At 71.8% G+C, this 14528-nt stretch carries 13 protein-coding genes; 10 read left to right on the plus strand and 3 right to left on the minus strand.

Going from position 1 to position 14528, the window contains the following annotated elements; all coding sequences use genetic code 11:
• Positions 1-54 precede the first annotated feature (54 nt).
• Both ACFUN8_RS27190 and ACFUN8_RS27195 read right to left on the minus strand, forming a co-directional pair.
• Positions 55-672 carry a histidine phosphatase family protein gene (locus ACFUN8_RS27190; RefSeq protein ID WP_383642800.1) on the minus strand — a complete coding sequence of 206 codons (618 nt, stop codon included), beginning with the start codon at positions 670-672 and terminating at the stop codon, positions 55-57.
• Positions 669-2114, minus strand: a complete 1446-nt coding sequence (locus ACFUN8_RS27195) for an FGGY-family carbohydrate kinase (RefSeq protein WP_383642803.1) — start codon at positions 2112-2114, stop codon at positions 669-671. The genes ACFUN8_RS27190 and ACFUN8_RS27195 overlap by 4 nt, the downstream gene beginning before the upstream one ends.
• 144 nt (positions 2115-2258) lie before the next feature.
• On the opposite strand from ACFUN8_RS27195, the gene ACFUN8_RS27200 reads away from it, so the two are divergent.
• From ACFUN8_RS27200 to ACFUN8_RS27245, 10 genes are all read left to right on the plus strand, one after another.
• Positions 2259-3689: an ABC transporter substrate-binding protein gene (locus ACFUN8_RS27200; RefSeq protein WP_383642806.1), complete on the plus strand. Its 1431-nt coding sequence runs from the start codon at positions 2259-2261 to the stop codon at positions 3687-3689.
• Between the two features lie 6 nt (positions 3690-3695).
• A complete protein-coding gene (locus ACFUN8_RS27205; protein WP_383642809.1) occupies positions 3696-4742 on the plus strand; it encodes a carbohydrate ABC transporter permease in 1047 nt (348 codons plus the stop codon).
• Complete coding sequence (locus ACFUN8_RS27210; RefSeq protein ID WP_383642812.1) at positions 4739-5620, plus strand: carbohydrate ABC transporter permease; 882 nt, start codon at positions 4739-4741, stop codon at positions 5618-5620. Before ACFUN8_RS27205 ends, ACFUN8_RS27210 begins: the two co-directional genes overlap by 4 nt.
• Complete coding sequence (locus ACFUN8_RS27215) at positions 5617-6732, plus strand: ABC transporter ATP-binding protein (RefSeq protein WP_383642815.1); 1116 nt, start codon at positions 5617-5619, stop codon at positions 6730-6732. The genes ACFUN8_RS27210 and ACFUN8_RS27215 overlap by 4 nt, the downstream gene beginning before the upstream one ends.
• Positions 6729-7520, plus strand: coding sequence for a DeoR/GlpR family DNA-binding transcription regulator (locus ACFUN8_RS27220; protein ID WP_383642818.1), 792 nt, complete (start codon positions 6729-6731; stop codon positions 7518-7520). The genes ACFUN8_RS27215 and ACFUN8_RS27220 overlap by 4 nt, the downstream gene beginning before the upstream one ends.
• Positions 7513-8643, plus strand: a complete 1131-nt coding sequence (locus tag ACFUN8_RS27225) for an ABC transporter ATP-binding protein (RefSeq protein ID WP_383642821.1) — start codon at positions 7513-7515, stop codon at positions 8641-8643. The genes ACFUN8_RS27220 and ACFUN8_RS27225 overlap by 8 nt, the downstream gene beginning before the upstream one ends.
• Positions 8640-9650, plus strand: coding sequence for a 2-hydroxyacid dehydrogenase (locus ACFUN8_RS27230; protein WP_383642824.1), 1011 nt, complete (start codon positions 8640-8642; stop codon positions 9648-9650). The genes ACFUN8_RS27225 and ACFUN8_RS27230 overlap by 4 nt, the downstream gene beginning before the upstream one ends.
• Positions 9651-9731: 81 nt before the next feature.
• Entirely contained in the window at positions 9732-11138 is a 1407-nt protein-coding gene (locus ACFUN8_RS27235) for an FGGY family carbohydrate kinase (protein WP_383642827.1), read from the plus strand.
• A gap of 715 nt (positions 11139-11853) precedes the next feature.
• On the plus strand, positions 11854-12963 hold the full coding sequence (locus ACFUN8_RS27240; RefSeq protein ID WP_383642830.1) for a glycerophosphodiester phosphodiesterase family protein: 1110 nt from the start codon (positions 11854-11856) through the stop codon (positions 12961-12963).
• A gap of 85 nt (positions 12964-13048) precedes the next feature.
• Entirely contained in the window at positions 13049-13693 is a 645-nt protein-coding gene (locus tag ACFUN8_RS27245; protein WP_383642833.1) for a superoxide dismutase, read from the plus strand.
• 127 nt (positions 13694-13820) lie between these two features.
• On the opposite strand, the gene ACFUN8_RS27250 is transcribed toward ACFUN8_RS27245, so the two are convergent.
• On the minus strand, positions 13821-14528 hold a 708-nt coding region (locus ACFUN8_RS27250), incomplete at its 5' end, for an MFS transporter (protein WP_383642836.1).

Genomic DNA, 14528 nt, shown 5'->3' on the forward strand with positions numbered 1-14528 from the left:
CACTCCCTATCTCGGTGTCGCCCCTTGGAGATCGGCCTCGGGCCGAACCCAGAGCTACGGCCCACACGGCACGTTCAACGACAGCAGCGCCGTGGAGTTGCCCGTCAGGCGGATCTCGCTCACCGCCGCGTTCCGCAGGCCCGGGAACACCCGGCGGTAGTCGCTCAGCGGGATCGACAGCAGGTCGCAGAGCACCAGTCGCAGCAGGGTGTTGTGGGCGACGACCAGGACCCGGCCGCCCTCGTGCGCCGTCGCGATGCGGCGGAGCGCGGCCGTTCCCCGGGTCGCGGCGGCGCGGGGGTCCTCCGCGGCCGGGAAGGGGTTCACCACCGGGTCGGCGCGGAAGGCCGCCACCGCCGTCGGGTCCGTCGCCTCGAACTCCGCCAGCGTGCGGCCCTCCATCACCCCGAAGTCGCATTCGCGCAGGTCGTGTTCGCGTTCCGGTACGAGGCCGAGCGCCCGGCAGGCGGGTTCGGCCGTGACGATCGCGCGCGGCACCGTCGAGGTCCACACCGCGTCGATCGCCGGCCCCTGCCGCCCGGCCCACTCCCCCAGCCGCGCCGCCTGGGCCCGGCCCTCGTCGGTGAGGCCGACGTCGCTCACGCCCGCGTAGCGGTTCTCGGCGTGCCAGAGCGTCTGGCCGTGGCGGGCCAGCAGCAGGGTCGTACTCACGGAGTCTCCAAGGCGTCGGCGCGGGTGCGCGCGTGGGTGGCGACGGGCGCCGGGAGCCAGCCGCGACGTTCCAGTTCGTCCACCATCCTCAGGTACGGCTCCAGGAAGCGCGCGGTACGCGCCGGGTCGGGGCGCAGGACATGGCTGAGGCCGACCATGCGCTTGGCCGCGTCCGCGAGGGTGGGGGCGGCGCCGGCGCCGTACGCGGCGAGGACCGCCATCCCGAGCGCCGGTTCGCTGTGGCGGGGGATGTGGACGCCGCGGCCGAGGATGTCCGTACGGAGTTGGTTCCAGTACGCGCTCCGCGAGCCGCCGCCGGTGAAGGTGAGCGGGCCGTGCTGCGGGGCGCCGAGGTGGTCCAGGTAGTCGAGGCAGAGCCGTTCGGTGTGGCCGACGCCCTGGAGGAGCGCCGCCCAGTGGTCGGCGTCGGAGCCAGGTTCGCCGAGCAGGAGGGGCGTGGCGTCGGGGGCGAGGAAGGGGAACCGTTCGCCGCGCGAGACCAGTGGGTAGGCGAGCGCGGTCGACGGTTCGTGCGCGGGCGCGAGGGTGTCGAGGTGCGCCGGGTCCGCGTCGGGGAAGGCGCGGGACAGTGCGCCCGCGCCGACGCCGGAGGCGCCGCCGGGCAGCCAACTGCCGTCCGGGGCACGGTGGTTGTAGACCACGCCGGTGTCGTCGTGGACGGGCTCGGCGGTGACGCCCTTCAGGACGAGCGTCGTGCCGAGCACCGAGTTCCAGGAGCCGACGCTCAGTGAGCCCGAAGCGATCTGGGCCGCGCAGCCGTCGGTCATCCCCGCGATCACGGGGGTGCCGGCGGGAATGCCGGTGGCCGCCTCGCCCTCGGCGCCGACCTCACCGAGCCGGGTGCCCGGGCGTACGACCTCCGGGAAGAGGTCCCGGTCCAGACCCAAGGCGCCCAGCTTTTCGTGGGGCCAGGTGTCGGTCGTCAGGTCGTAGCCCGTCTTCAACGCGTGGCTGGAGTCCGTGGCGGTACGGCGGCCGACCAGGCGGGAGACGATGAGATCCGGCTGGTGGGTGAGGCGTACGCCGGCGGTCGCGGGATGCCGGCGCAGCAGCCACATCGCCTTCGGCAGCGCCCACGTCGGCTGGACACCCAGCCCCCGTTCGCGCGCCAGCGCGGTCTCGGCGGTCGCGCGCCCGTCGTCGTACATCAGACCGGGCGTGAGCGGACGGCCCGTGTCGGCGGTGAGCAGGACCGTGCCGGAGGTGCCGCACACCGCGAGCGCGCCGACCGGACCGGCGGGGCGGTCCCGCAGGGCTTCGCCGATCGCCGTGCGGGCCGCCTCCCACCAGTCGTCCGGCGACTGCTCGTGCCGTACCCCGTCACGGCTGCCGCCGAGCGGGGCCGCGCCGTTGCCGAGCATGGTCCCGTCGTCCCCGACGAGCACCGCACGGACGCTCTGTGTACCGAGATCGATACCCATCCACATATCGGCTCCCTCTGTGAAGTTCTCACTCTGCACCGAGACTTTGCGATGCGCGAGGGATTGACGCGCAACTACCGGTGTTCCAAGCTCTGTTAACCACTCGAAGGAACGCGTTATCGGGCCGGACCGTGGAGGTCACGGATGGACATGCACGGGCACCTCGGGCACGACCGGCGGCGATTTCTCGCGCTCACGGCGGCGGCGTCGTCCGTTCCGCTGCTGAGCGCCTGCGGGGCCGGTTTCGGCGGCGACGACAGCAAGAGCGACGGTTCGGCGGCCGACGACGTCACCGGGTCCTTCGACTGGCGGCGGCACAAGGGCACGACCGTCAAGGCGCTGCTCAACAAGCACCCGTACACGGACGCGCTGATCGCCGATCTCAAAGCCTTCACCGCGAAGACCGGCATCAAGGTCGAGTACGACGTGTTCCCCGAGGACAACTACTTCGACAAGCTGACCGTGGACCTCTCCAGCGGCCGGGCGTCGTACGACATCTTCATGCTCGGCGCCTACATGGTGTGGCAGTACGGCCCGCCGGGCTGGCTGGAGGACCTCGGTCCGTGGATGCGCAACGAGTCGGCCACCGGCGCCGAATGGGACCAGGACGACTTCCTGCCGAGCCTGCTCGAAGGCACCCAGTGGTCTCTGAAGGCCGGGACGCCGCTCGGCCAGGGCGGGCAGTACGCGCTGCCGTGGGGCTGGGAGGCCAACGTCGTCGCGTACAACACGCAGGTCTTCGACAAGCTGGGGCTGAAGCCGGCGGAGTCCTTCGACGAGCTGCGTGAACTCGCGGGCACCATCAAGCGCAAGGCGCCGGGCGCCGGTTTCGACGGGATGTACGGGGTCGCGGTGCGTGGCTCGCGGAGCTGGGCGACGATCCACCCCGGCTTCATGACGATGTTCTCCCGCTACAAGCTCAAGGACTTCACGGTCGACGGCGAGAGCCTGAAGCCCGCCATGAACTCGCCCGAGGCCATCACCTTCACCCGTGACTGGGCGGACATGGTCAAGAAGGGCGGGCCGCCGTCGTGGACGTCGTACACCTGGTACCAGTGCTCCAGCGACCTGGGCGCGAAGAAGGCGGGCATGCTCTTCGACGCGGACACCGCCGCGTACTTCCAGGCGGTCAAGGGCGCGTCGCCCGCCGCCGGGAACATCGCCTTCCATCCGGGGCCGAAGGGGCCGGACGGATCGCTGGCGACCAACATGTGGATCTGGTCGCTCGGGATGAATGCCAGGAGCAAGAAGAAGAGCGCCGCCTGGCTGTTCCTCCAGTGGGCCACCGGCAAGGAGCATCTGCGCAAGGGCGCGATCGAGTACAACCACATCGATCCGGTGCGGAAGTCGGTGAGCGACGACCCGGAGTACCGGGACAAGATGAGTGAACTCCCGGGCTTCATCGAGACGTTCGAGGCCGTCCAGGACCAGACGCGGATCCAGTTCACCCCGCAGGAGCAGTTCTTCGACGCGACCACGAGCTGGGCGTCGGCGCTCCAGGAGATCTACGGGGGCAAGAGCGCGGGGCCGGTGCTGAACGGTCTGGCGGACGATCTGGCCTCGAAGGTCGGGTGACACCCCATGTCCTCGTCGACGGAGGCCGATCACGGGGCGGCCTCATCCGACGACGCGGCCGTGGCCGGCGCCCCTGAAAAGGCGTCGGCCGCGGGACCGGGCTCGGGCGCTCCCCCGCCCGAGCTTGGCTCGGAGCGGGGCGCGGCGGGCGGCGAGGGACGGAGCGTGCCCCGGTGGCGGCGCACCCTGCGGCCGTATCTGCTCATCGTGCCCGCCCTCCTCCTGACCGGCGGGATCCTCTACCCCTTCGGACTCGGCCTGTACTACACGGTGTTCGACTTCGCGGCGAGCAAGCCGCAGCCGGACTTCGTCGGCCTGGAGAACTACCGGCGGATCTTCACCGACTCCTCCTTCTGGGACTCGGCGTGGGTGACGGTGCTGTACGCGGTCGGCGCCGCCGCCGTCGAGACGGTGCTCGGCGTCGCCGTGGCCCTGCTGCTGCACCGCTCGACGCTGGTCGGGCGGGTGCTGGAGAAGGTCCTCATCCTGCCGTTGATGATCGCGCCGGTGATCGCCGCGATCATCTGGAAGCTGATGCTGCAGCCGTCGGTCGGTGTCGTGAATTATCTGCTGCGGCCGTTCGGCCTGGGCGGCGTGCAGTGGACGGACACCCCGACGGGCGCGCTGCTGTCGTCGATCGCCGTGGATGTGTGGGTCTACACGCCGTTCGTCGCGATCCTGGCGCTCGCCGGGCTGCGCTCGCTGCCCGCCTCCCCGTTCGAGGCGGCGGCGGTCGACGGCGCGGGATGGTGGTTCACCTTCCGCAAACTGACGATGCCGATGCTGTGGCCGTACGTCCTGGTCGCCGTGATCTTCCGGTTCATGGACTCGCTGAAGGTCTTCGACATCATCTACGCCCTGACGGAGGGCGGCCCCGGCGACTCCACCGTGGTGCTCCAGATCCGCGCGTATCTGGAGGCGATCCGCTTCCAGCGCTACTCGTTCGGGCTGAGCTACATGATCGTGCTGTGGGCGGTGGTCTATCTGGCGGCGATGGTGCTGGTGCGCTATCTGGGGCGGATCCAGAACCGGGCCGCGGAGGTGCCGAAGTGACGAGAAGCCAGGCGCGTCGTCAGACAGGAACGAAGCCGAACGGCGCGGTCAGGCGGCGGGTGTTGGGGATCGCCGCCGACGGCGCCCTGATCCTCTACTTCCTCTTCGCGCTCTTCCCCGTCGCCTGGATGGTCATCCTCTCCCTGAAGCCCGCGAACGAACTGTTCAGCACCTACTTCTCCTTCACCCCGACCCTGGACTCCTACCGCACGGTGCTCGGCGCGGGCCAGGACGAGGGCGTGCCGTTCGTACGGTTCTTCCTCAACAGCCTGGTGGTGTCGCTGGGGGCGGTCGGGCTCTCCCTGGTGATCGGGCTGCCCGCCGCGTACGCCGCCGCGCGCTGGCGGTTCCGCGGCTCGGAGAATCTGATGTTCACCCTGCTGTCGTTCCGCTTCGCGCCCGAACTGACCGTGATCATCCCGCTGTTCGTGCTCTACCAGCAGCTCGGTCTCTTCGACACGTACGTCGGCATGATCTGGGTGCTGCAACTGGTCACGCTGCCGCTGATCGTATGGATCATGCGGTCGTACTTCGCCGATCTGTCACCGGAGTTGGAGCAGGCGGCGCTGCTCGACGGCTACACCCGCAAACAGGCGTTCTTCCGTGTCGCGCTGCCGCTGGTGAAGCCGGGCATCGCCGCCGTGTCGCTGCTGGCCTTCATCTTCGCGTGGAACAACTTCGTCTTCCCGCTGATCCTCACCTCGTCGGAGGCACAGACCGTGACCGTGGGCGCGCTGTCGTTCCTCGGCGGCGACCGGCCCAAGTACAACCTGACGGCCGCCGCCGCGCTGGTGTCGGTGATCCCGCCGCTGCTCCTCGCGCTGACGATCCAGCGGTATCTGGTGCGGGGGCTGTCGTTCGGGGCGGTGAAGTCATGACCCCGGCCGCGTCCGGCACCGCCTCGATCGCGCTGCGCGGCGTCCACAAGTCGTACGGGCGTAACCCCGCGCTCGACGGCATCGAACTGGACGTCGCCGAGGGCGAGTTCTTCTGTCTGCTCGGGCCTTCCGGCGCGGGCAAGACGACCACGCTCAAGACCGTCGCCGGTCTGGAGGAGCCCGACTCCGGCACCGTCGAGCTGGGCGGCCGGGACATGACCGGCGTCGAGCCGTACGACCGGGGCGTGGCCATGTGCTTCGAGTCGTACGCGCTCTATCCGCACCGCTCCGCCTACGACAACCTCGCCTCGCCGCTGCGCTCACCCAAGTACCGGCTGCCGGCCGCCGAGGCCCGCGTCCGGATCCAGGAGATCGCCGAACTCCTCGGTATCGAGCAGCTGTTGGAGCGGCCGGTCGGCGCGCTGTCGAACGGGCAGCGGCAGCGGGTGGCGCTCGGCCGGGTGCTCGTACGGCCCGCCCGCGCGTTCCTCCTCGACGAGCCGCTCTCCCACCTCGACGCCAAACTCCGCCAGGCGATGCGCGCCGAATTGAAGGCCATCGGCGACGTCCGGCACACCACGACGCTGTATGTCACGCACGACTCGGTGGAGGCGCTGGCGCTCGGTGACCGGATCGGGGTGATCAGGGACGGGCGGATCGTCCAGACCGGGACCCGGGAGGACATCTGGCACCGGCCGTACGACACGTTCGTCGCCGGCGCCTTCGGGCGTCCGCTGATCAATCTGCTGCCGGGGACGGTCACCGCGGACGGGCACTTCGGGTCGGCGGAGGGCGGCTTCGAGCTGGCGGTGGACGTACCGGCGGCGCCGGGCACGGCGGTGCGGCTGGGTGTACGGCCGAGGGACATCACCCTGGGCGAGGAGAGCGGCGCGCTTGAGCTGACCGGCACCGTCTATGTCACCGAGGTACTCGGCCGCGCCACCGAGGTCACCGTCCGGCTCGGCTCCCGGCAACTGTCGCTCGTCGCCCCGCGCGCCGCCGCGGCCGGTCTGCGCGTGGACGACCCCGTGCGGCTCTCCGTCCGGCCTGAGAACCTGCTCCTGTTCGAGGCCGACCGGCCGGAGCGTCCAGGACGAAGGATCAGCGCATGAGCACCCAGCAGCAACGCGGCCCCGCCCCGCGCCAGGCGGCGATAGCCGAGTACGTCCTCGCCCAGGGTGAGGGCACCGCCGCCGAGCTGGCGACACGCTTCGACGTCAGTCTGATGACCATCCACCGGGACCTGGACGAACTCGAACGGCAGGGAATCGTCAGGAAGTTCAGGGGCGGCGTGACCGCCCAGCCGTCCGGCGTGTTCGAGTCGAACGTCGCCTTCCGGCTCAAGGCCATGCACGAGGAGAAGGCGGCGGTCGCGCGGCACGCGCTGACCCTGATCGAGCCCGGCATGGCGGTGATGCTGGACGACTCGACCTCCACCCTGCAGATAGCGCGCCGGCTCGGCTCCATCACCCCGCTCACCGTCGTCACCAACTTCCTGGAGGCGATCAACCTGCTCTCCGGGGAGCGCGGTATCCATCTGATGGCGCTCGGCGGCGACTACGACCCCCTGCACTCCTCCTTCCTCGGCGTCAGTTGCGTCGAGGCCGTGCAGTCCCTCCAGGTCGACGTCTGCTTCACCTCCACCTCCGCCGTCTCCGGGGGCTTCGCCTACCACCAGGAGCAGCACATCGTCTCCGTGAAGCGGGCGATGCTCGGCTCGGCGGCCAGGAACGTCCTGCTGCTCGACCACTCCAAACTCGGCCGGGTCGCCCTGCACCGGCTGGCCCCGCTCTCCGCGTTCGACCTGGTGCTCGTCGACGCCGGCGCCTCCGCGGAGGCACTGCGCGACCTCGACGAGCACAAGGTCCCCTACCAAGTCTGCGAGGTGGGCGGTGACTGACCTCTCTCTGCGCGCTCTGCGCAAGACCTACGTGGCGCGTGGCCGTCCCGCCGTCGACGCGGTGCGCGGCATCGACATCGAGCTGCGCTCGGGCGAACTGCTGGGGCTGCTCGGACCGTCCGGCTGCGGCAAGTCCACCACGCTGCGGATGATCGCCGGCCTGGAGGAGGTCACGGGCGGCGACATCCTGGTCGGCGGCGACTCCGTCGTCGGTCTGCCGGCGCAGCAGCGCAACATGGGGGTAGCCTTCGAGAACTACGCGCTCTACCCGCCGCTGACCGTCGCGGAGAATCTCGGCTTCGGGCTCGCGGCCCGCGGCCTGCACGGGGGCAGGGAACGGGCCCGGCGGGTCGCCGACATGGCGGAGCGGATCGGTCTCACCGACCTCCTCGCCGCCCGGCCCGCCGGACTGTCCAGCGGCCAGAAGCAGCGTGTCGCGCTGGCGAGGGCGCTGATCCGGGAGCCCGACGTCCTGCTCCTGGACGAGCCGCTGTCCCATCTGGACGCCGCGCAGCGCGACACGACCCGCCGTGAACTCAAGCGTATCCAGCGGGACTTGGGCCATACGACGATCCTCGTCACGCACGACCAGGAGGAGGCGCTGTCGCTCGCCGACCGGATCGCGGTGATGAAGGACGGTGTGATCCAGCAGCTCGGCACGCCGTACGAGATCTATGACGCCCCGGCGAATGTGTTCGTCGCCGACTTCGTGGGGGAGCCGGCGATCAATCTGCTGCCGGGCGTCGTGGAGGCCGGCGGGTGGGTACGGCTCGGTCCCTCGGTGCGGTTCCCGTGCCCGGCCGGTCCGCCCGCCGGCCGCGCGGTGGTGCTGGGCATCCGTCCGGAGGACCTGCGGCTGACCCGGGAGGGTGAGCCGGGGCCCGGGACCGGGGACACCGGGTGGGGCGACGGTCCGGACGGCGCCGTACGGGCTACGGTCAGCGCCCATGAGCCGCTCCTGGAGTCCGGAATCGCCACGCTCACGCTCGACGGCGTCGCGGAACCCCTCGTCGTGGAGACCGGCCCGGAGATCCGCCTGGACCGGGACGACACCGTGCGCGTCACCGCCGACCCGCAGCACACGCACGTGTTCGACGCCGAGACAGGAGATGCCCTGACGTGAAGATCCTCGCCGCCGGTGACCACTTCGTCCTCAACTCCCTGATCACCGAGGCCCTGCGGCACGATGTCGCCGCCCCGGCCGAGATCACCGAACTCACCCTCCCCTGGCCGCTCACGCCCTTCGGCAAGGTCGCCGAGGTCGACGAGGCCAACGACTCCGAGGACGCGCTGATCGAGGCGCTGGACGGGGCCGAGGTCTGTGTGACCCAGATGGGTCCCTTCACCGAGCGGGTGCTGGCCGCGTCGCCCGCGCTGCGGATGATCGCCGTGTGCCGGGGCGGCCCGGTCAACGTCAATGTCGAGGCGGCGCGGGCGCGCGGCATCAAGGTCTGTTTCGCGCCGGGGCGCAACGCGGCGGCCACCGCCGAGTTCACGATCGGGATGATGCTGGCGGCGCTGCGGCGCATCCCGGAGGCGCACAACTCCCTGTACCTGGACGGGGAGTGGGACGCCGGCCACTACACGTACTCGCGCTGCGGCCCGGAGCTGGAGGACACCCCGGTGGGGCTGATCGGCTACGGCGCGGTCGGCAGCCGGGTCGCCCGGGTGCTGACGGCGTTCGGCGCCGAGGTGGAGGTGTACGACCCGTACGTACGCGGCGACGTGCACGGCATGCGGTCCCCGTCGCTCCAGGCGCTGCTGTCCCGGTCGAGCGTCGTCACGCTGCACGCGCGGCTCACGCCGGAGACCCGGGGGCTGATCGGCGCGGCCGAACTCGCCCTGATGCCACGGGGATCGGCGCTGGTGAACGTGGCACGCGGCGGGCTGCTCGACACGGACGCGCTGTGCGACGCGCTCGACAGCGGACAGCTCGCGACGGCGGCGCTCGACACGTACGAGCAGGAGCCGCTGCCGGCCGGCTCGCGGCTGCGCGGCACCCCGAATCTGGTGCTGACCCCGCATCTGGGCGGGGCGAGCAAGGCCGTGGCGCGGAAGGCGGCGCGGATCGCGTCGGCGGAGGTGGCGCGCTACGCCAAGGGCGAGCCGTTGGCGCACTGCCTGACGTAGTGCCCGGTGCAGTGCCCGACGTGGGGCGACGTGTGGGCGACGTGGGGGACACGTGGGGGCGACCGATCTGAGGAGAGCGTGATGTACGTCGGTATCGATGTCGGCACATCCACGGTGAAGGCCGCGGCCTTCGACGCCGCCGGCCGCGCCCTGGCCGTCGAGTCCCGCCCGGTACGCCTCGACATCCACGGCGGCCATGTCGAGCAGGACATGGAGGAGTTGTACGACGCGGTCGTCGACGCCCTCGGCACGCTCACCGCCGCCCTGCCCGAGCCGGTCGAGCTGGCCGGGCTCACCGGCCAGGGCGACGGGGTCTGGCTGGTCGACGCGGAGGGGCGCCCGGTGCGGCCCGCGATCTCCTGGATGGACGGCAGGGCCCACGAGTTCGTGGACGCGTGGCTCGCGTCCGGTGTCTTCGAGTCGGTGTTCCGCCGCAGCGGCAGCGCGATGTTCCCCGGCTGCCCGGGTCCCGTGCTGGCCTGGCTCGACCGTCACGAGCCGGCGGCGCTGGACGCGGCGACGACGGCGCTGTACTGCAAGGACATGGTCTTCCAGCGGCTGACCGGAGTACGGGCGACGGACGTCTCGGACGCGTCGATGCCGTTCCTGGACCCGAGGACACGGGCGTACTCCGGCGATGTGCTCGCGGAGTTGGGGCTCTCGCACCGGGCGGGGCTGCTGGCCCCGGTCAGCGATCCGGTCGCGACCGGTGAACTGCCCTCGGGCGTACGGATCGCCAACGGGCCGTACGACCTGGCGGCCAGCGCGCTGGGCGCGGGGGTCACCGAGCCGGGCGACGGGCTGCTCATCATCGGCACCTGTCTGGCCTCGCTCGTCGCGACGGACACGCTCGACCTGGACGGCGAGCCGGGCGGGCTGCACATCTCGACGGACCGGCCGGGGCACTGGCTGCGCGCCATGCCCGCGATGGTCGGGACCGCCGCGCTCGACTGGGTGCTCACGACGACCGGCACGGACCACGCGCAGGTGGACGCGCTGCTCGACACGGTGGAGCCGGGCGCGGGCGGGGTCAGGGTGCTCCCCTACTTCGCGCCGTCCGGCGAGCGCGCGCCGTTCGTCGACCCGGCGCTACGGGCCGAACTGACCGGTGTCTCGCTGGAGTCGACGCCGGCCGATCTGATCCGCGCCACGTGCGAGGGCATCGCCTACGCCGCCCGGCACTGCCTGGAGGCGGCGGGCCTGACGGGCACCCTGGCGGTGTGCGGCGGCGGCACGCGAAGCCCCGCGTGGATGCGGCTGTTCGCGGATGTGCTGGGCCGCCCGCTGCGGATCGTGGAGGGCGAGGTGGGCGCACGGGGCGCGGTTCTCGCGTCGGCCGCGCGCCACGGAGTCCCACTGGACGTCGCGGCATGGACAACCCCGACGGCGATGGTGACCCCGGACCCGGACCGGGCGGCGTACTACGCGAAGGGCTACGAGGACCACCTGGCCCGCCTGGGGGCGGCGCGGGGGCGGGGCGGTTCGTAGGAGGTGAGCGGGTGCGGGCGACGGTGTGCGGGCGCGGCACGGCGGGCGCCGGAGTGGTGGGGTCCGCCGGGCGCGGGCAGCACGTCGGAGCGGTGGGGTCCGCCGGGCGCGGGCAGCACGTCGGAGCGGTGGGGTCCGCCGGGCGCGGGCCGCTCGCCGGAGCGGTGGGGTCCGCCGGGCGCGGGCAGCACGTCAGAGCGGTGGAGTCCGCCGGGCGCGGGCCGCTCGCCGGAGCGGTGGAGTCCGCCGGGCGCGGGCAGCACGTCGGAGCGGTGGGGTCCGCCGGGCGCGGGCCGCACGTCGGAGCCCGGCAGGGCAGGTGCCGAGCCGGCACGGCCACGCCCGTACGACGGCCTACGCCGCGACGGGCGGCGCCTCTCCCCCGTGGGCCCCGAGAGGGCTGCGGGAGGTGGCCCCTGCGTTGTCGTCAGTCGCCCCCGTACGGCCGGGCCATGCACAACGCGCCGATCCTCCGCCTTGCGACGCACCGCACCAGCGGGGCTCCAGCCGCTCCGCGGCGGGCCCGCGCCGATCCCCGAGGATCCGCCGGACAGGACCCGGTCCAGAAGGCCCCCGGCCCACCCCCGGTGAACCCCGCGTGTCCACCCGTCGCACAGCCGGTGAATCCGCCGTGCATCGTGCCAACTCGCCCTGGCCACCTGTCTATCGTGCTGCCGCCGACCACCGTTCACGAGCCTCACGAGGGAGACCCCGTATGCCCGCACAGCCCAGACGCCGCTCGATACTGCTCGCGGCCGGCGCCGCCACCGCCGCGACCGCGCTGCCCGTCACGGCGGCGGTCGCCGCGGGATCGTCGGGGCGGCCCGGCGGTTCCGGCCGTCCCGTCGTCATCGGTCACCGGGGCGCCGCCGGCTGGCGGCCCGAGCACACGGCGGCGGCCTACACCTACGCCGTGCAGACCGGTGCCGACTGGATCGAGCCCGACCTCGTGCCCACCAAGGACCATGTCCTGGTCGTGCGGCACGAGAACGAGATCGCGGGGACGACGGACGTCGCGAAGCACCCGGAGTTCGCCGACCGGCGGACGACGAAGACCGTCGACGGGCGGCCGGTGACCGGCTGGTTCACCGAGGACTTCACGCTGGCCGAGCTGAAGACCCTGCGGGCCGTGGAGCGGCTGCCGTTGATCCGTAACCGCAACACCGTCTTCGACGGCCGCGAGCCGGTCATGACCTTCGAGGAGGTCGTGAAGCTGGCCCGCGAGCTGTCCCGGCGCCATCGCCGCCGGATCGCCGTCTTCCCGGAGACCAAGCACCCCACCTACTTCCGCTCCATCGGGCTGCCCCTGGAGCCGGCGCTGGCGCGGATCGTGCGGCGCTACCGGCTGGACGCCGACGAGTGCGTGGTCCAGTCGTTCGAGCCCAGCAGCCTCGCCGCGTTCGCCGAGGAGCGGCTGCGGCTGCCGCTCTGGCAGGCGCTGGGCACGACGGGCGCGCCGTACGACCTGGTCGCGGCGGGTGACCCCACGACGTACAAGGACATGATGACGGCGGAGGGGCTGCGGAAGATCGCGCGGTACGCGGACTGGATCGGCCCGGACAAGTCGTCCGTCGTGGAGCCGTTCACCCTGCTGGCGGACGCGCACCGGGCGGGTCTGAAGGTGGGCGCGTACACCTTCCGCGCGGAGAACCAGTACCTGCCCGCGCAGTTCCGGCGCGGTACGAATCCCAACGAGTTCGGTGACGCCTTCGCGGAGTACGCGCTGCACTTCGGCCGTGGCGTGGACGCCGTGGTGACGGACTACCCCGACATCGCGGCGATTGCGCGGGACGCGCTCGCCGGCCCGGCGGCCGACCGGTCCTAGGACCGGCGCCTGATCAACTCGGGGCCCTCTTGCTGTTAGCGTGCAGTTGCATAGGATGTGCAATAAGCAGCGAGAGGGCTCGGCCATGGCCATCTACACACTCCCCGAACTTCCCTACGACTACGCGGCGCTCGAACCGGTCATCAATCCCCAGATCGTCGAGCTGCACCACGACAAGCACCACGCCGCGTACGTGAAGGGTGCGAACGACACCCTGGAGCAGCTGGACGAGGCGCGCGACAAAGAGTCCTGGGGCGCGATCAACGGCCTCCAGAAGAGCCTCGCCTTTCATCTCTCCGGCCATATCCTCCACTCGATCTACTGGCACAACATGACGGGCGACAACGGCGGCGGCGAGCCGCTGGCGGCCGACGGTGTCGGTGATCTCGCGGACGCGATCACCGAGTCCTTCGGCTCCTTCGCCGGCTTCAAGGCCCAGCTGACGAAGGCCGCGGCGACGACGCAGGGCTCCGGCTGGGGCGTCCTGGCGTACGAGCCGGTCAGCGGCAGGCTGATCGTGGAGCAGGTCTACGACCACCAGGGCAACGTCGGACAGGGATCCGTGCCGGTCCTGGTCTTCGACGCCTGGGAGCACGCCTTCTACCTTCAGTACAAGAACCAGAAGGTGGACTTCATCGAGGCGATGTGGCGCGTCGTCAACTGGCAGGACGTGGCGAAGCGTTACGCGGCGGCGAAGGAGCGGGACAACGTCCTGCTCCTGGCCCCCTGACGCGGCGCCGCCACCCCCACAGGCGTCCTGCTCGTGATCGTCTTCTCAACCTTCACCTGCGGACGGAATGACGAAGGACCCTCGCGAGGACATGACTCGCGGGGGTCCTTCCATGTGCCGCCAGCGGTCAGCGGCCCGGCGACGCGAGCGTGGCCCGGCGGAGCGCCGGGAACGCGGCCGCCACCGCGAGCGCGGCCACCACGCAGACCACTCCCCCGGTCACGACGGCCGCCGACGCGCTCGTCAGCTCCGCGAGGAACCCGACCGCCGCGTTGCCGAGCGCCGGTGAGACCGTCGCCTGGACCATCCACAGGCTGCTGACCCGGCCCCGCAGACCGTCCGGTGTGCCGTGCTGGAGGAGCGCGGAGCGCAGCGTCTCGGATATGAGGTCGCCGAGTCCGGCGAGGGCGAGCAGGACCAGGGCGAGCGGCAGCAGCGAGGTGAGCCCGAAGCCGGTCAGCGAGACACCCCACAGGAGTACGGCTCCGATCAGCGCGTGGCCGCCGGCGCGGGCGGTCCAGCCGCTGGTCGCGGCGCCGACGAGGGCGCCGAGCGCGGGGGCGGCGTACAGCAGGCCGACGACGCCCGGGCCACCGCCGAACTGCTCGTCGGCCAGCACCGGGTAGAGGGCCTGCGGCATCGTGAAGACCATCGCCGCCGCGTCGATGAGGAGCAGTCCGACGATGAGCCGGTGCCCCCGGATGTAGCGCACCCCGTCGCCGACCGCCGCGAACGCCTGCCGCACGCCCTTGGCGCGGGCCCCGCTGCCGCCCGGTGCGGGCGGCCGCGGCCCGACCCACAGCAGCCCCCCCCCGAAAACCAGGAACCCCCCGCC

The organism is Streptomyces sp. NPDC057307 (assembly GCF_042667665.1).
GTDB lineage: Bacteria > Actinomycetota > Actinomycetes > Streptomycetales > Streptomycetaceae > Streptomyces.